Source organism: Salinivibrio sp. ML198, from assembly GCF_001996015.1.
GTDB lineage: Bacteria > Pseudomonadota > Gammaproteobacteria > Enterobacterales > Vibrionaceae > Salinivibrio > Salinivibrio siamensis.
In genome coordinates this window covers 1-16,477 of record NZ_MUEZ01000019.1, presented here as the reverse complement: position 1 = coordinate 16,477, position 16,477 = coordinate 1, and the positions used below count along the sequence as shown (strand labels likewise).

General features: G+C 50.2%; 16 protein-coding genes. 6 read left to right on the top strand and 10 right to left on the bottom strand.

The window, feature by feature from the left end; all coding sequences use genetic code 11:
- Positions 1 to 38: 38 nt before the first annotated feature.
- From BZG25_RS12995 to BZG25_RS12975, 4 genes are all read right to left on the bottom strand, one after another.
- Entirely contained in the window at positions 39 to 1,592 is a 1,554-nt protein-coding gene (locus tag BZG25_RS12995) for a PAS domain-containing methyl-accepting chemotaxis protein (RefSeq protein ID WP_077579050.1), read from the bottom strand.
- Between the two features lie 165 nt (positions 1,593 to 1,757).
- Positions 1,758 to 2,951, bottom strand: coding sequence for an amino acid aminotransferase (locus BZG25_RS12990; protein ID WP_077579051.1), 1,194 nt, complete (start codon positions 2,949 to 2,951; stop codon positions 1,758 to 1,760).
- A 193-nt stretch (positions 2,952 to 3,144) separates the two neighbouring features.
- Positions 3,145 to 4,545 carry an asparagine--tRNA ligase gene (asnS, locus tag BZG25_RS12980; RefSeq protein WP_046073077.1) on the bottom strand — a complete coding sequence of 467 codons (1,401 nt, stop codon included), beginning with the start codon at positions 4,543 to 4,545 and terminating at the stop codon, positions 3,145 to 3,147.
- Positions 4,546 to 4,648: 103 nt separating this feature from the next.
- Entirely contained in the window at positions 4,649 to 6,268 is a 1,620-nt protein-coding gene (locus BZG25_RS12975; RefSeq protein WP_046073078.1) for a methyl-accepting chemotaxis protein, read from the bottom strand.
- 267 nt (positions 6,269 to 6,535) lie between these two features.
- On the opposite strand from BZG25_RS12975, the gene queD reads away from it, so the two are divergent.
- On the top strand, positions 6,536 to 6,898 hold the full coding sequence (gene queD / locus BZG25_RS12970) for a 6-carboxytetrahydropterin synthase QueD (protein ID WP_046073079.1): 363 nt from the start codon (positions 6,536 to 6,538) through the stop codon (positions 6,896 to 6,898).
- Positions 6,899 to 6,968: 70 nt separating this feature from the next.
- Here the strand turns inward: queD and queE are convergent, their stop codons facing one another.
- Positions 6,969 to 7,634, bottom strand: coding sequence for a 7-carboxy-7-deazaguanine synthase QueE (gene queE, locus BZG25_RS12965; RefSeq protein ID WP_077639215.1), 666 nt, complete (start codon positions 7,632 to 7,634; stop codon positions 6,969 to 6,971).
- A gap of 264 nt (positions 7,635 to 7,898) precedes the next feature.
- Here queE and BZG25_RS12960 point away from each other — a divergent pair, with 264 nt between their 5' ends.
- A complete protein-coding gene (locus tag BZG25_RS12960; RefSeq protein WP_077579053.1) occupies positions 7,899 to 9,113 on the top strand; it encodes an ROK family transcriptional regulator in 1,215 nt (404 codons plus the stop codon).
- 122 nt (positions 9,114 to 9,235) lie between these two features.
- Here the strand turns inward: BZG25_RS12960 and sstT are convergent, their stop codons facing one another.
- The 4 genes from sstT to BZG25_RS12940 form a co-directional block, all read right to left on the bottom strand.
- Positions 9,236 to 10,453 carry a serine/threonine transporter SstT gene (gene sstT / locus BZG25_RS12955; protein ID WP_046073082.1) on the bottom strand — a complete coding sequence of 406 codons (1,218 nt, stop codon included), beginning with the start codon at positions 10,451 to 10,453 and terminating at the stop codon, positions 9,236 to 9,238.
- Positions 10,454 to 10,760: 307 nt separating this feature from the next.
- Complete coding sequence (locus BZG25_RS12950) at positions 10,761 to 11,435, bottom strand: ChrR family anti-sigma-E factor (protein WP_077639214.1); 675 nt, start codon at positions 11,433 to 11,435, stop codon at positions 10,761 to 10,763.
- Positions 11,432 to 12,001, bottom strand: a complete 570-nt coding sequence (locus BZG25_RS12945; RefSeq protein ID WP_101494496.1) for a sigma-70 family RNA polymerase sigma factor — start codon at positions 11,999 to 12,001, stop codon at positions 11,432 to 11,434. The genes BZG25_RS12950 and BZG25_RS12945 overlap by 4 nt, the downstream gene beginning before the upstream one ends.
- A gap of 126 nt (positions 12,002 to 12,127) precedes the next feature.
- Complete coding sequence (locus tag BZG25_RS12940) at positions 12,128 to 12,697, bottom strand: LON peptidase substrate-binding domain-containing protein (RefSeq protein ID WP_046073085.1); 570 nt, start codon at positions 12,695 to 12,697, stop codon at positions 12,128 to 12,130.
- Between the two features lie 155 nt (positions 12,698 to 12,852).
- Between BZG25_RS12940 and BZG25_RS12935 the strand changes: the two genes are divergently transcribed.
- From BZG25_RS12935 to BZG25_RS12920, 4 genes are all read left to right on the top strand, one after another.
- On the top strand, positions 12,853 to 13,650 hold the full coding sequence (locus BZG25_RS12935) for a MetQ/NlpA family ABC transporter substrate-binding protein (RefSeq protein WP_077579057.1): 798 nt from the start codon (positions 12,853 to 12,855) through the stop codon (positions 13,648 to 13,650).
- 174 nt (positions 13,651 to 13,824) lie between these two features.
- Entirely contained in the window at positions 13,825 to 15,039 is a 1,215-nt protein-coding gene (locus BZG25_RS12930) for a multidrug effflux MFS transporter (RefSeq protein WP_077579058.1), read from the top strand.
- Complete coding sequence (locus BZG25_RS12925) at positions 15,036 to 15,578, top strand: GNAT family N-acetyltransferase (RefSeq protein ID WP_077639213.1); 543 nt, start codon at positions 15,036 to 15,038, stop codon at positions 15,576 to 15,578. Before BZG25_RS12930 ends, BZG25_RS12925 begins: the two co-directional genes overlap by 4 nt.
- A gap of 128 nt (positions 15,579 to 15,706) precedes the next feature.
- The gene (locus BZG25_RS12920) at positions 15,707 to 16,132 is read left to right on the top strand and encodes a VOC family protein (RefSeq protein WP_241828719.1); all 426 of its coding nucleotides are present in this window, start codon (positions 15,707 to 15,709) and stop codon (positions 16,130 to 16,132) included.
- A gap of 83 nt (positions 16,133 to 16,215) precedes the next feature.
- Here the strand turns inward: BZG25_RS12920 and BZG25_RS12915 are convergent.
- On the bottom strand, positions 16,216 to 16,477 hold a 262-nt coding region (locus tag BZG25_RS12915), incomplete at its 5' end, for an aminotransferase class III-fold pyridoxal phosphate-dependent enzyme (protein ID WP_131826117.1).

Genomic DNA, 16,477 nt, shown 5'->3' with positions numbered 1-16,477 from the left:
TTTTAGGGCGGTTAGCGTGGAGGCGTTAGCGGTTTGGTTTACTCAAACTGCCTCGCAATATCGTGGAACTGACGCACTTTATCTCGCAGCTGACGGCTTGCCTCGGAAACATCATTGACCTCGTTGAGGTTTTGCTGAGAAACCGATTCGATATCATGGATCTCTTTGCTAACGGCTGTGAAACTCTCTAATTGCGCTTGGGCAGAGTGGTGTGTTTCATTCGTGCGGCCGACCACATCCTCTATCGCATTTCTGACCGAGTGCAGGCTCGTAATACTGTGGTCCGTGGTATCAACACACGCTTGTGTTTGTTCGTGGCTTTCGTGAATCTGGTTTTGCCAATGCGAAATAGTGTTGTGCATGTCTTGGATTGAAGACTGGATTTGCTCCGTGGCTGTTTGCGTCCGACTGGAAAGCGCCCGCACTTCATCGGCAACAACGGCGAAGCCTCGGCCTTGCTCTCCAGCGCGTGCCGCTTCAATTGCCGCATTCAGCGCTAGCAAGTTAGTCTGCTCGGCAATCCCACTGATCTCACTCATTGACTCGGTCACTCGATCTGCGGTGGCAGACAGCTGTTGCGTCGCGGTGAGGGAGTTTTCAGATTGTTGAGAGAGGCTTTTTAATTGCTCGCCTGTCTGCTGTAACAAGGATTCGGTTTCTTTGCTTTGCTGCTGGACCGAGTGCAATAGTTCAACACTTTGCTGGGCGTTATCAGATACCCTGTTTGCCGATTCAGAGGCATGATCAATGTTACTGGCAATCGAGGAAATCTGGTGGCTTTGCTTATTGATAGCATTAGACACGCGTGTTGATAATGCACTCAACTCATCCGAAAATTGATTCAGTGACAGTGAAGCATCGAGCATACGTCCAAGAATAGTGCGTATGCGGGCATTGAGCATTTTCACCTTGTAGTCAACCACCGAACTGAGCCCAGTCCCCGAGTAAATATAGCGGCTGATACTGTCGTAATTGGCTTGCACGCCGCGCGCGAGGGTTGGCAAGGTAAAGAGCTCGTCACGGAAGAGGGTACCAAGCACCAAAGGCATCGCAATGGCGCCCGCCACATCCCAGCCCGATATGGCGCTATCGAAAATAAGCGACACAGGTGCGGCGACCAATCCCAACCCCATTAATGTGTACTTCAATGCCGCAGGAATATCGGCAACCGACAACTGCTTCATCGACTTGCCGTTTTTCTCTGCCCGACACAGGGTTTGGTAGATTTGCGCGGCGCGATGTTTGACGGCAGGGTCAGGCTTCACCCTGACGGACTGATAGCCGGTGACTTGGCCTCGGTCGTAAATGGGGGTGACATACGCGTCTACCCAATAATAATCGCCGTTTTTACAGCGGTTTTTGACGATACCTCGCCAAGGTTGGTTAGCTTTTAAAGCTCGCCACATATCCGCAAATGCCGCTTTGGGCATATCGGCGTGACGAATAATATTGTGAGGCGCGCCCGTCAGTTCCTCTTCATCGTAGCCAGCGATCCGAATAAACTCCGGGTTACAGTAGGTAATCACCCCGCGTTTATCAGTGGTCGAGACGAGGCGCTCATCGTCACCAAATACAACTTCATTATTGCTCATAGTCTTTATCTTTTTTGGTCACAGTTGATAAAAGCCTTGTTGGTTTTAGTGTAGTGGTTTCAGGCTTTCTATTAATAATTATGTTACTAAATTGTTTCTTTCTGGACGGAGCCCATAAAAAAAGGGCCTTGCGGCCCTTTTGTTTCAGTTTTAAGACAGCGGTGCTTAGTCTAAAACCTTTGCGATGGCAGTGCAAAGTGGCACCATGTTGGTGTGCGTCATGCCTGCCACATTTAAACGGCCTGAGCCGACGATATACACGCCATGATCGGCTTTTAGTGCATTGACTTGGTCTTTATTGAGCCCAGAGAACGAGAACATGCCGTTTTGCTGCTCGATAAAGCTAAAGTCACGCGACACACCTTGCGCTTTCAATGTTTTGACAAATTCGGTACGCATGGTTTTGATGCGATCGCGCATGTCTGCTAGCTCTTGCAACCACTGCGCCTTGAGCGTCGCGTCGTTCAAGATGGTGGTCACTACGGCGGCGCCGTGAGCGGGTGGGTTAGAGTAAATAACGCGGGCAATGGTTTTCACCTGACTAAACGCTTTGGTGGCTTCTTCTTGATTACGGCCAACGAGCGTAAAGGCACCCACTCGCTCATTATACAAACCAAAGTTTTTCGAAAATGAGCTCGCGATAAGCAGCTCAGGACATACCTGAGTAAAAATACGTAAGCCGGCAGCATCCTCTTCGACACCAGTGGCAAAGCCTTGATAAGCAAAGTCGAACATCGGCAGCAGGCCTTTACGCTGACAGAGTTCCGCGAGGGTTTGCCACTCTTGCTCGGTAGGGTCGATGCCAGTCGGGTTATGGCAGCAGCCATGAAGGAGAACAACATCACCTGAGCTTGCTTTCTCAAGGTCAGCGACCATTGCTGCAAAGTCTTTATCGTTTTTCGCCGCATCGTAATAGCTGTATTCAGCTAAGGGGAGGCCAGCGGCAGTAAATACGCCCTTATGATTTGCCCAAGTTGGATTGCTGATCCAAACCGTGACATCGCCAAGATGACGTTTAATAAACTCGCCAGCCAAGCGAAGCGCACCGGTTCCACCTGGTGAGTGTGCGGTTTGCGCGCGTTTGTCGTTGATAACGTCAGCTTGCTCACCGAACAGCAGTTGTTGCACCGCGAGGCCATATTCGGCCGTGCCAGGAATGCTTAAGTAAGACTTGGTGCTTTCTCTGTCGAGAAGTAACGCTTCGGCTTTTTTGACAGAAGGGAGTACCGGCGTTTCGCCATGCTCGTTTTTGTAGACGCCTACCCCGAGATTGATTTTGTCTTCACGGGGGTCAGCTTTATATTCTTCAGTCAGTCCTAGAATAGGATCAGCGGGAGCGGCAGAGATTTTCTCAAACATTGGTGTCGTCCATGGTTATGATGAATGAAAGTCAAACTGGCTTTTTTATAACACTTGTCGAGAAGAATAGAAACCGAAGGACAAGCGGACCAGTCATGTGTTTTGTATTGGTTTATGCTGTAAAAGCAGTTTTTACGCGGAAAAAACACAAGAAAAAGGCTGCAATATGCAGCCTTTTGAATAGCAAACCGATTTAGAAGTTGGCATTGCGTGGTGAGCGAGGGAAAGGGATCACATCGCGAATGTTGCTCATTCCGGTTACGTAGGAAACGAGGCGCTCAAAGCCCAACCCAAAGCCTGAATGAGGGACTGTGCCATAGCGGCGCAGATCGCGGTACCACCAGAAATCTTCTTTCTCAAGGCCCATTTCTTCTAAGCGTTGGTCAAGTACATCAAGACGCTCTTCACGTTGAGAGCCACCGATAATTTCGCCAATACCCGGTGCTAACACGTCCATCGCGGCAACGGTTTTGCCGTCATCGTTCATGCGCATGTAGAAGGCTTTAATGTCTTTCGGGTAGTTTTTAACGACCACTGGCGCATTAAAGTGCTCTTCTGCAAGATAGCGCTCGTGTTCAGACGCTAAATCGATTCCCCATTCAACTGGGAATTCGAATGTTTGGCCGCTGTTTTGCAAGATGGTGACTGCATCGGTGTAATCCACTTGGGCAAAATCTGCATTAACAAATTTTTCCAGACGCGTGAGCACGTCTTTGTTAATGCGTTGCTCAAAGAATTTCATGTCGTCTTGGCGCTCTTCAAGCACGGCTTTGAACACGTACTTAAGCATGGCTTCTGCCAAGGCCGCCGAATCATCCAGGTCGGCAAAGGCTACTTCTGGCTCAACCATCCAAAACTCCGCCAAGTGACGGCTGGTGTTTGAATTCTCCGCGCGGAAGGTTGGACCGAAGGTGTAGACTTTGCTCAACGCACAGGCATAGGTTTCAGCGTTTAACTGACCCGATACGGTCAAGAAGGCTTCTTTGCCAAAAAAGTCTTGGTCAAAGTCGACGTCGCCTTGCTCGGTTTTGGGCACATTGGCCAAGTCTAAGGTAGAGACGCGGAACATCTCGCCAGCACCTTCACAGTCTGAGGCGGTGATCAATGGCGCAGACATCCAGTAATAGCCTTGCTCATGGAAAAAGCGGTGGATCGCTTGTGACAAGGTGTGGCGAACCCGCGCCACCGCACCAATCACGTTTGAGCGTGGGCGCAAATGAGCCACTTCACGCAAGTATTCGATAGAATGACGTGTTTTCGCCATTGGATAGGTATCAGGGTCATCTACCCAACCGACGACTTTTACGGCTGTGGCTTGCAGCTCATAGGCTTGGCCTTTTCCTGGCGACTCTACCACGTTACCCGTGACTTCAACTGAGCAGCCAGCGGTCAAGCGAAGAACGTCTTGCTGATAATTATCCAGCTCATTAGGGACCACGGCCTGAATAGGGTCAAAACAAGAGCCATCGTAAATGGCAAGAAAAGAAATACCGGCTTTGGAATCTCGGCGTGACCGGACCCATCCACGCACAGTCACTTCAGTGTCGACTGCCGCCTTGCCGCGCAGGACGTCTACTACAGGCGCGTATGTCATAATTCGCTTCTATCTCCGTTTAGGGTAACGCGGTTATTCAGTGACAACCGCATCAGTCATTTTGCAAGTTAGGCTAGCAAGTTTACCTGTATCCTGTATAGCTTCAAGACTTGAGCGAGTCTGAGAGCTTAAATTGGCCAATTAATCCCTCTAACTGCTCAACCAGTTGCTCAAGATTCGCGCTGATGGCTTTGACCTCATTGGCATTGCTGGCGGTATCGTTAGCATGGCTCTGGATTCTGCCAACTTGAGAGAGTAGGGCATCGGTCATTTGTGCTTGGTGTTCGCTTTGTTGGCTAATATCGTCCGCGTTGTTATTCACCGTGGTGACTTGCTCGGCGATATTGCCCAGCGCCTCAGAGAGAGCCATAACGGTTTCGCCGCGCTGATTAGCACTGTCACTGGTTGCTTCCACCGCTTGTGCTGAGGCTTCGCTACCTGCACACAGGTTTTCGATAATGGTCTGGATTTCTCCGGTTGCGTCGTGGCTGCGGCTGGCAAGGTTACGCACTTCTTCAGCAACCACCGCAAAACCACGGCCTTGTTCGCCAGCACGCGCGGCTTCGATAGCGGCATTTAACGCGAGCAAGTTGGTTTGTTCGGCAATTTCACGAATCACCCCCAGAATAGTGGTCACTTGCTGGCTTTGTTGATTCACATCCAAAATTTGGCTGCGCACCTGGCTTATATCTTCGACTAACTTGCGAATATCATTGGCGGCAACGTTAGCGAGATCACTGCCTTGGTTGGCGCTGGTGGCCGCTGATTCACTCAGCTGCGCGGCCTCTTGGGTGCGGTTTTGGATATCATGTTGGTGTTGTTGAACATTATCGATCGCTGATGACATATCATTGGTTTCGTGACGCTGGCTATCCGCTAATTGGTCGGTATGGCTAGAGACGCGAATCAAGTTCATCGCCTCGGCTGAAAGCGTCTCAGAGGTACGCTGAACTTGTTGCAAGCTGGCAGAGAAGTTATCAAGTAGCTGGTCACAGCTATCACATAGTTCACCGATTTCATCGCCTCGGGTATCGTTGAGACGCTCGGCCAGATTTTTATCATGGCTGGTACGTTTCATGAACGCAGAGACCCGCTTGAGCGGAGACACTACCCACCGACGGATCACCGTTAATGAGATCAGAAAACCGATCACAGCAATGCTTCCCATGATCCCGGCAGTAATGAGCATTTCTTTATCTATGGTGCCGTAAAGCGGCTCGAGATCGTACTCAAGGCGAATCACCCCCAGCACCGTCCCTTCTTCCGCCACGTGGCACTGCAGACAGTTAGTACCGCGGTAGTCGCTGCTTGCTTTCATTGGTAGGGCAACCACGAGTCCTTTTTCGCCATTGCTGTCGACGGTTTCAACGATGGTTTCACCGTCTAGGGCACGCTGATCAATCGCATCTTGCGGCGATTGTTCGGGGTTACCGGGGCCAAAAAAGCGAGTAATAGCGTCGGAGCGGATCACACGCGCCTCTTCAATACCTTCATGAGAAAGCATTTTTTCTCGTAAGGTATTTCGTTGGCTAATGGTGCCCGTCAACATCAACATGTTAAGGCTATCAAAGTAGTTAGAGGCTTTATCGAGCGTTTGCTGACTAACAATCGATGTCATCAGTGCCTTTTGCTGATGAGATTGGTAGGCCAAGGACGTGACGAGCACCAGAGCGAAAACAAGAAAAAGAGCAAGAAGAATTTTGCTCGCAAGGGTCATGCGCATGAGTCAACCATTTGTTATTAAGTTATAGAGTTATCAGTTATAGCCTGTAGCCACTATGTTAAACCCAGAGTGCGCAAGTAAGGGAGTCCCCATATAAAATGTGTGATTTCATCGACGTAAATCGTCCCGTTAGTGAGACACGAGTCCGCATTGTTGGCTGAATGCTAGGTTGGAATGTTACGTGCGCTTAGCCAGTGAGGAATGCGATTGAGTCATCCGGCTAATTTGAGTAGCATGCGGCCTCTTATTGTTGTTGGAAGAGATAAAATGACCACCGAGTTGTTTAAAGAGTTCACCTTTGAAGCGGCACACCACCTTCCTAATGTCCCTGAGGGACATAAGTGTGGTCGCTTACATGGACACTCTTTTATCGTGCGTTTGTACGTAGAAGGTGAGGTGGATCCTCACACAGGTTGGGTAATTGATTTTGCGGAAATCAAAGCGGCGTTTAAGCCTATCTATAACCGCCTTGATCATTATTATCTCAATGAGATTGAAGGGCTAGAGAATCCGACCAGCGAAGTACTCGCACAGTGGATTTGGCAACAAGTTAAGCCAAATTTACCCTTACTCAGTAAAGTGATGGTGAAAGAGACCTGCACCGCTGGCTGTACCTATTACGGTGACTGAGTGTCGTGGCGCTGCGCGAGTCACGCGGTTTTGAGTAACGGCGACCGACCCAAGCCGTTGCTCTCCATGCTCAGGCAATCGCCAGATACTTATGTGTCTGTATCGATAGACGCCAGCCTCGCTGAATGCATGTATCAATGCACAGCTGGGTCGCGCGCGCTTTTTGGCTCACGGGCTGTAATGCAATCGTTGCTGTATCAGCCGGTGGGCAGGTGGCGAGTAGCGCATCAAGCTGATCGATGTCCTTTTCTGTGCCGACCGGGTGCTTTACCTCATTCGCCCGCGCCATCGCTTCCTTAAGCACTGGCAACTTCCCTCGCATATTGATTTTCGGAGACACAGTGACCCACGTATTGGCGGATGCGTGGATAGGGTAGGTGCCGCTCGTTTCTATTTGGCATTGGCAACCTGCCGCTTCTAGCGCATGGGTTAACGGCCTTAAGTCATAAAGACAAGGTTCGCCACCGGTAATCACAATATGGCGCGCGTGGTAGCGGCTTAAAATGTCGGCGGTAATCGCATTGTCATCAAGCCAGCACCAAGCGGGAGAATCCTCAGATTTATCAATAATAAAAATTTTGTCTTTCTGATCTTTCTCATCGGTTTCCCAAGTTTGCTTGGTATCGCACCAGGCGCAACCGACAGGACACCCTTGTAAGCGAACAAAGACAGAGGGAACCCCTGTAAACGTGCCTTCACCCTGAATGGTTTCAAATATTTCGTTGACTCGGTACATGATGGTTTATAGCGATAGATATAAAGCGCCACATTATGCCAATGAATACGACTGAGATCTTGTTTTTTCACGCGTGATTAGCCTTTGAACAGCGTTACTGTTTAAGCGGGTTTTGTGAGTTTGTACGCGATTTCATCGATCTAAAGTGACCCACATCACGGGGTAGCAGCTTGCTGCTTCACAATTAGTTCGCGAAGTAAAAAAATTCACGGAGATAGGTGATATCAGGGGTATCACCATGGCCAAGCAGTTATAGGACAAGGCATGATTATTGGGCAGCCGGGACATATCGACCACATTAAGCGTAAAAATGCGGGCACGATTTATAATTTGATCGACCGCTTTGCGCCGATTTCTCGGATTGAGCTTTCGAAGCGCAGTCAATTGGCGCCTGCCAGTATTACCAAAATTGTCCGAGAGTTGATGGATGCGCACTTGGTCAAAGAAACACAAATACAGGGCACCAGCATGCGTGGCCGGCCCGCTGTTGGTCTGGTGCTGGACAATGAAGGCTGGCAGTTCTTATCGATGCGCCTTGGCCGTGGTTATCTCACTATGGCATTGCACTCACTGAGTAGTGAAATCCTTATTCAAGAACGCCATGAAATTGATGTCATGGCGCAGGATGCCTTGCTTTCCACGGTGGTTGAATACGTAAAAGCCTTTTTCTCACGCCACCAACAAACGGTTGATCGTGTTACCAGCATTGCGGTCTCGCTCCCGGGCTTGGTGAACAGCGCCCAAGGTACAGTGATCCAAATGCCGCATTTTGAGGTTGACCATATGCCGCTGGGGCCCGTGTTGCATCGTGAGACCGGGCTGCCCGTATTTGTGGGCAATGATACACGCTCGTGGGCGTTGGCAGAGAAGTTATTTGGCAACGCAAAAGAATCCGATAGCGCGGTACTAGTCGCGGTTCACAATGGCGTCGGCGCGGGGATCATGCTGGAGGGAAAGGTACTCCAGGGGCGTGTTGGCAATGTGGGCGAGCTTGGTCATATTCAGGTTAAGCCTTTTGGTAAACGCTGTTTTTGCGGTAACTATGGTTGCCTGGAAACGGTCGCCAGTCTTTCTGCCGTGTATGAACAGGTACAGACGCTGCTCGATGAGGGGCACGCGAGCCAGTTACAGGGGAAACCGTTAACCATAGAAGCAATCTGTGATGCGGCAGTGGCAGGCGATGGACTCGCGCATCAGGTGATCACGGAGTTGGGGCATCATCTGGGTACGGCTATCGCGATTGTGGTGAATTTATTCAACCCTGAAAAAATACTCTTCGGCGGCGAGTTTAATCGTGCCAAGAGCGTGCTTTATCCGGCGATTATGGAGTGCTTAAAGACGCAAACCATCCCACTGTACAGTAAGCACCTCGTGTTGGAAGAAAGCTATTTTTATACCCAGGCCACCATGCCGGGCGCCGCGATGGTCAAACAAGCCATGTACGATGGCAACTTGCTGATGAAGGTTCTGGAGGGATAGTGTCGCGCGGTGTGGCACACTGGAAAGACGACAGTCAATAACGGCCTAAGCGCCTAGGCCAGCGATAAAAAAGCAGGTGACGTGCACCTGCTTTTTTGAAAGTGTTTCTTTAAATAGCCATGTTAACTATTTTTTCTTTCTTCGGCCATGCAAGCTGCCGCGGTAAATACCACATCCGTTGAGCTGTTGAGCCCTGTTTCTGCGGAATCTTGCAAGACGCCAATGGTAAAGCCAATTCCCACGACCTGCATGGCAATCTCTTGTGGGATCCCAAACAAGTTACAGGCCAGTGGGATCAGCAGCAGTGAGCCGCCGGCCACACCGGATGCACCACAGGCCGATACCGCCGCGACAATACTTAGTAGCACCGCAGTGGCGATGTCCACCTCAATGCCCAGCGTATGGACCGCCGCTAACGTTAATACCGTAATGGTGATCGCCGCACCGCCCATGTTGATGGTTGCACCCAGTGGAATAGACACTGAGTAGGTGTCTTCATCCAAATCAAGACGGCGGCACAGTTGCATATTCACCGGGATGTTAGCCGCTGAACTACGGGTAAAGAAGGCGGTTATGCCACTTTCACGTAGGCATTTTAAAACCAGTGGGTATGGGTTTTGACCTGTTTTGAAGTACACAATCGCTGGGTTAACCACGAGTGCGATGGTGAACATACTACCCAATAGCACACCGAGAAGGTGAACATAGCCAGCGAGAGCATCAAAACCACTTTTAGCCAGTGTGCTCGCGACCAAGCCGAAGATACCCAAAGGTGCAAAACGGATCACAAAGCGCACGATCATCGACACGCCTTCTGACACGTCGGAAAACACGCGTTTGGTTTCGTTTGATGCATGGTGTAGGGCAATCCCTAAACCAATCGCCCAGGCTAGGATCCCGATATAGTTGCCGTTCATCAATGCGCTAACGGGATTATCCACGATATTGAAAAGCAGCGTATTCAATACCTGGCCAATCCCTTCAGGTGGTGTGATGCTGGCATCTGTGGTCGCAAATTCCAGGGTCGTGGGGAACAAGAAGCTCATGGTGACTGCCGTCAGCGAGGCAGCAAGCGTACCGACAAGGTACAGACCAATAATAGGGCGCATATTGGCGCGCTGCCCTTGTTTTTGGTTTGCAATGGAAGCCGCCACTAAAACGAAGACCAAAATGGGGGCAACGGCTTTCAACGCGCTGACAAAGAGTTGTCCGAACAGTCCTGCATTCGCTGCCCACTCAGGAGACAGGTATGCAAGGACACCACCGGCAAGAATACCGACAAGGATTTGAAGTACCAACGAGTTGCCTCGGCTGACACTGGCGAGTTGTGTTTGACTCATGTGACTCTCACTTCACTGTGTTTATTATCAATGGCTGTTAATGAATCGTTAGAAGTGACGAATTAAACCAGTTTGATTCACCCGATGTAAAGGGAAAATTACTACTTTGCACTAGTTATGTAGGACTGAGCCGGAGAGTTGTCATTAAGTAAAGGTTTACCAGGTGTAATTATTCTGTTACCGCCACGAGATTAATGGCGATAATGGAGAGCATCGCCGAGCAAATGCACGCATTCCGTTGCCTCTTCAGCATAAAAAAAGGCGGCTTCGCAGCCGCCAGAAGGATAACAACTAACACAGAATTTTTTTAGTAAATCGCATGTCCCACGGTATTGAGTAATTTGCTCACACCTTTGGTGAAATAAAGCGGTGCATCGGCCACCGTGTAGCACAAACACCCTTGTTTGGTGAATGGCGTATGATGATGGCGACTATCGAGCAAAATAAAATCACCCGGTACGTATTCGCCACTTTCATCCTCGAACGTACCATCAAGCAAAAGGGTTAACTCATAGCCTTTGTGCGTGTGCGCAGGCACCGAGCCGCCTTCATCAATATGGAGGAAACTGGCACGTGTTGCCCCTTCATCAAGGTTCAACCGGGCGCGCTGTACTTTGCCAAATGATGACCAGTTAGAATCGCTAAAGCGCTGTAGCGCGCGTGGCAACGTGTAGGTTTTGTTACTCACACTTATTTGTGTTGCACGGACTGGTGTTTGCGCATCGACGGCACCATCATTGGCCGCTGCATCTTCGAAAATGGCAGCAAGCATTTCGTCTTCAGCCGCATAATCCCAATCAGCAACGGTTATTTCTTCCTCGTCGAACACTGTATCTGCAAGCGAGGCTTCTGCAGCGGCGACATATGCCTGGCATTCCTGGCAGAGCTCAACATGTGCTGACAACGCAATCGCCATCGAGGTGGGCAGTTTGCCAGCGGCAAACGCGTCAAGTAAGTCGGTCGATGGGTGATATTTAATCATTGTTTAACCTCCAGGTGATTGCGGAGCTTTTCCAGACCTAGACGCAATCGGGATTTTACGGTGCCCAACGGCACGTTTAACTGTTCTGACAACTCTTGGTGGGTAAGCTGTTTCAGATACACGCCTCTCACCACTTGTTGTTGCACGTCGGGTAACTCATCAATGAACGACAGCAACTCTTGATCCATCATATATTGCGCACCAGCATCCGACTCATTGTCCTGCTGGCCAGATTCGAGCACGGGCCAAATATCATCACTGAAGTTGTCTTCCCGGTTCGATTGCACCTTACGCAACATATCAAAGCTAATGTTACGCATGATGGTAAAGACCCACGTCGTCGCTGCGCCTTTATCGGCGTTGTACAAATGCGCTTTTCGCCACACAACCAACATGGTTTCCTGCACAAGCTCCATCGCTTGCCCGTCAGCACGGAGATGCTTGGCGCCGTAAGAGCGAATCTTAGGGCCAAAAAACCGGAACAGGCGCTCGAAAGCAACACGGTCACGGTCTTCCGAGACTTTTAATAGTAATGCAGACAACTCTTCCTTCGTCACGTCAGTCATGTTGGCACGCGTGTCCCGTCTGGAAATGGTGGTCTCAGTATACATGGTTTGTGGCGCAGTCATAGTTGAGTCCTATCTGTCGTAGCCGTCCATTTGGCTACCAGTACGTGGGTAGCAGTGATTGGATCACTCGACTTCCTCTTCGAGCAGCTGACTGATAAATTGTTTCGCTTCTTCTGCTGACTCTTGAGCAATAAACCATTGTTTTTGCGCATTAGAAAGCGGCAAAATTTCGAGCCAGCGCTGACAGCTCCAAGTTAAATCTTCGAAATGAGGCGCTTCATATTGTTCTGCGTGTTCAGGGTGAGCGGCAAAGACGTGTTTGAGCCCTGAGGCGATACGCGCTTTGTCGTCGGCTTGCGCCTCACCCAAATGCTCATCATGAGGCCAATCATTGAGTGCGCGCACATCGCCTACCCAAAGTTTGTCCGCTTCTTGGTCCGTCGACATAATTTCTACCCGCTGGCGACCAGCAATCGTGATCCCCAGCAAGCCGTCGGGCAGTGTTTCGAAATCGACGATGTCGACTAAGGTGCCGTACTTGTAAAGACGCTTTCCCTGCATCATTGCCAGCACAAATCCTTCTTGATTCGCTGAGCACTCACGGACGAGGCGTAAATAACGAGGTTCAAAAATGCGCAGTTTGGCTCTGCCTCCCGGTAACAAAAACAGGGGCAAAGGAAACAGCTTAGTCATACTCATGCCTCCTTCTATCGATTTAACATGCCCTCCATTACGCGTAGGACAATGGATGCGATCAAGCCGGCCCTTGTATCAAGCTAATCGTATTGACATCAATCATCTATATGGCACTCTAGATGTCTAAATGTCCAATTAGCAAGGTAAAGGGAATGAAGATAAAACAACTCAGTGCAAGTCTCGCGATACTTCTCGCGGCGGTATTCCTCTCAGGGTGTTCCGACCAAACTGAAACCATTAAAATTGGCGCAACGGTCGGTCCCCACGCGCAAGTGGTTGAATCGGTGGCTGAGCAAGCGAAAGAAGAAGGGATTGATGTTGAAGTCGTAGAGTTCTCTGATTACATCTCGCCTAATGCAGGGTTAGCGGATGGTAGTTTGGATTTAAACAGTTATCAGCATCAGCCGTTTCTCGACAATTTCAACCAAAACCACGATAGCGAGTTGGTAGCGATTGGTCGCTCAATCTTAATGCGGATGGGGATTTATTCTGACAAAGTCGACAAGGTCGAGGCGTTAGCGAATGGCGCACAAATTGCGATCCCCAATGATCCCACAAATGCGGGTCGCGCGCTGTTATTGCTGGAAGACGCAGGATTGATTACGTTGGCTGACAATGTTGGCTTTAAAGCCACGCTGCAAGATGTTCAATCCAACCCTAAACAGCTCGAATTTGTGGAAGTAGAAGCGGCACAGCTGCCTCGCAGTTTGCAAGATGTCGATGCCGCGGCGATCACCATGAATTATGTGATGTCATCAGGGCTTGATCCAAGCGAGCAGGGCATTTTCTTGGAATCTAAAGATGCGCCTCTCGCCGTTATGGTGGTGGCCGCACGCAAAGACGATCAAGATAACCCGACGTATCAGCGATTACTCGCGTTATTCCAGTCCGACAAAACACGTCAGTTTTTGCAAGATACCTTTAATGGCACCATAGAGCCTGCGTTTTAATTGATTGTCACCCAGTGAAATCGGCCAGTGCAACGCTGGCCGATGGCCAAACGTCACTATTTGTTTACCACTCATACAGTTATTACTGTTACCATAGTGATCTATCGGTGATCCACAATGTGCTAGGATCGCGACGTCTACCTCCCCACATCAATAAAACGCATAGGAAACTGGATGCAATCGGCTAGTCGCCCATTTAATTGGTCGCCCGTATTGCTGGCATGCCTGACCGTCAGCATTGGGCAATTCAGCATGGGCTTAGTATTTCCGTCTTTGCCCTGGATCGCCCGAGATTTCAACCTCAGTATGGACAATGTCCAACTGCTTATCTCTGCCTATCTACTTGGTTTTGGACCATCACAGTTTATCTATGGGCCTATCTCAGATGCGCTTGGCCGTCGCCGCGTGTTGTTAGCCGGTGTGTTGCTTTCACTGATTGGCTTAACCGTGATGGTGAGTTTTAGCGCCAGCTTCACTGGCCTGGTCATTGGCCGCTGCATCCAAGGAATGGGGACCGGCTGCTGTGCCGTGCTCTCGCGTGCCTTTACCCGTGACTCGTATTCTGGGGATCAACTACCGCAAGCCATGTCATATTTGATTATGGTGGCGTCGTTGACCCCGATTGTGGCGCCCGTTATTGGCGGGTTCGTTAACCACAATCTAGGCTGGCTGGCGATCTTTATTTTACTGATGGTGTACACCAGCATGGTGTGGTGCGTACTGTTTTTCCTGTTTAAAGAAAGCATGCATACTCGTTCACCGTTGCCCAATGTGAAGGTGATCCTCGGCCGTTATGGCGCACTACTAAAAACGCCATACTTTCTCTATTTCGCCAGTATTAGCTGGGTGAATTTTACCTTGGTGATCACCACGGTGTCGCTGATGCCATTTTTAATGCAAGAGCGCATCGGTATGACCTCGGATCAATATGCGCTGTGGGCGCTTATTCCGACCTGTGGCTTATTGTTGGGGAGTGCGCTAGTTTCGCGCATTCGTCCGCGTTTGGGCACCAAGCGTATGCTGTTGATGGCACCGGTGATGCAGCTCATTTCTGCGGTTTGGTTATGGCTCACCCCGATGGACCCGTTACTGCTGATGATTGGGCAGTTCTTTATGGTGTTTGGCAACGGGATTGCGCTGCCGTGCGCCCAATCGCAGGTGATGCAACCTTACTCTAACCAAGCCGGCACCGTCGCTGCGCTCTCCGGTGGTGGACAGATGATTATTTCTGCGTTGATGAGTATGGCGCTATTGAGCTTGGGCGTTAGCGAAGCATGGCACCTTGGTGTGGTAGTGGGTGTGTGCGCGCTGCTTTCCGTGCACAATATCTTCCGCGGTTTTGCGGCACCGAAAGTCAACGTGGCCAGTACCCCGAGTGAGGCATCATGACAAATACAACATTGGAAACGGGCCTGTTTCCGCTGACAACCCCACGCCTGAGCATGCGGCCAATGGTCAAAGCGGACTGGCCGCTGTTCCACCGCCTACACACAGACAATGCCGTGATTGCGCAATGTTTTGACCCGATGCCACTGGATGAGATTGAAACCCGATTTGAGCAACGGCTTACGCCCTGGTCTCCTGACGCTAAGCACTGGTTGTGTTTGGTGATTGTAGAGACGGCGACGAAAACGCCAATCGGCGTCACCGGTTTTTTACTTGAACAGGGTGTCGCTGAAGTCGGCTATTTACTGTTGCCCCCTTATCACGGGCGTGGTTATGGGACAGAGTCTTTGCAGGCTGTCACCGATTTTGCCATCCATCATGGTGATGCGCGAATCATCAACGCGACGGTAACCGCCGGTAATCTTTCCTCTGCGCGCGTGCTAGAAAAGGTAGGGTTTCAACTCAGCCGGATTGAACCCGATGCCTTCTCTATCGGCGGAGTGTTTTACGACGACTGGATCTATACCTACACCGCAGCATGATTTAAGTGTTCCCCAGACGACTGATGTTGTTTTCGTTCGTTGACCTCAAGTTATCTTGAGGTTTTATCCTTGCTCTCGATGTTTAGCTTTCCAAGCTCAGTTTTCGATAGCACGGATAAAGGGAATGAATGATGACAACAATCGAACACGTCAATATTACTGTGGTGGACATGGAGGCGGCGTTAGCGTTTTTGGCGGTGGCTGTCCCCGATTTTAAAATTCGCCAAGATGCTCAGTCGCCAAAAGGATATCGTTGGGTGCATGTGGGCAATGAGCACTGCTATTTTGCGCTGCAAGAGCCCAACCCAAGTTCAGAGCCCAGCATACAGCCACGCAGTACCTATAAATCTCAAGGTGTGAATCATATTGGTCTGATCATTGATGATATCGATACCATCCGCGAGCGCCTACTTGAAAAAGGGTATCAGCCCAATGGGTCAATGGCGCACGAAACCCACCGCAAGCGGATGTATTTCTATGATAAAGCCGGCTTTGAGTGGGAATTGGTCGCTTACTCATCCGACAAAACCGAAGAAAGATACCTCTACGAGTAACGCACAAAGCCGCACTGCTCGCTTTCCCAAAGAGAAAAACACCGCCCCTTACTCAACGGGGCGGTGTGTGCGTCATCGACTCTCTACTCACCAAAAAACTGCTTAATTGCGGTGATCATGCCTTGAGTGAGTTGGTGGAGTTGGTCGTCGCGGATGCAATAGGGTGGCATTACATACACCAGTTTGCCGAACGGGCGAACCCAAATGCCTTGGGCGGTCATTAAGGGCTGGATATCGGCCAGATTTACCGGATCGGTCAGCTCTATCACGCCAATTGCGCCAAGCACACGCACGTCCGCCACACACTCGAGGGCGCGAGCAGGCGCTAAGCCGGTTTTTAGCTGC

Coding starts and splice junctions, on each gene's coding strand:
- BZG25_RS12935 (WP_077579057.1), top strand. CDS start 12,853: ATGAAGATAAAACAACTCAGTGCAAGTCTCGCGATACTTCTCGCGGCG.
- queE (WP_077639215.1), bottom strand. CDS start 7,634: ATGTACCGAGTCAACGAAATATTTGAAACCATTCAGGGTGAAGGCACG.
- sstT (WP_046073082.1), bottom strand. CDS start 10,453: ATGAGTCAAACACAACTCGCCAGTGTCAGCCGAGGCAACTCGTTGGTA.
- BZG25_RS12950 (WP_077639214.1), bottom strand. CDS start 11,435: ATGATTAAATATCACCCATCGACCGACTTACTTGACGCGTTTGCCGCT.
- asnS (WP_046073077.1), bottom strand. CDS start 4,545: ATGACATACGCGCCTGTAGTAGACGTCCTGCGCGGCAAGGCGGCAGTC.
- BZG25_RS12990 (WP_077579051.1), bottom strand. CDS start 2,951: ATGTTTGAGAAAATCTCTGCCGCTCCCGCTGATCCTATTCTAGGACTG.
- BZG25_RS12940 (WP_046073085.1), bottom strand. CDS start 12,697: ATGACTAAGCTGTTTCCTTTGCCCCTGTTTTTGTTACCGGGAGGCAGA.
- BZG25_RS12920 (WP_241828719.1), top strand. CDS start 15,707: ATGATGACAACAATCGAACACGTCAATATTACTGTGGTGGACATGGAG.
- BZG25_RS12995 (WP_077579050.1), bottom strand. CDS start 1,592: ATGAGCAATAATGAAGTTGTATTTGGTGACGATGAGCGCCTCGTCTCG.
- BZG25_RS12945 (WP_101494496.1), bottom strand. CDS start 12,001: ATGACTGACGTGACGAAGGAAGAGTTGTCTGCATTACTATTAAAAGTC.
- BZG25_RS12930 (WP_077579058.1), top strand. CDS start 13,825: ATGCAATCGGCTAGTCGCCCATTTAATTGGTCGCCCGTATTGCTGGCA.
- BZG25_RS12925 (WP_077639213.1), top strand. CDS start 15,036: ATGACAAATACAACATTGGAAACGGGCCTGTTTCCGCTGACAACCCCA.
- BZG25_RS12975 (WP_046073078.1), bottom strand. CDS start 6,268: ATGCGCATGACCCTTGCGAGCAAAATTCTTCTTGCTCTTTTTCTTGTT.
- BZG25_RS12960 (WP_077579053.1), top strand. CDS start 7,899: ATGATTATTGGGCAGCCGGGACATATCGACCACATTAAGCGTAAAAAT.
- queD (WP_046073079.1), top strand. CDS start 6,536: ATGACCACCGAGTTGTTTAAAGAGTTCACCTTTGAAGCGGCACACCAC.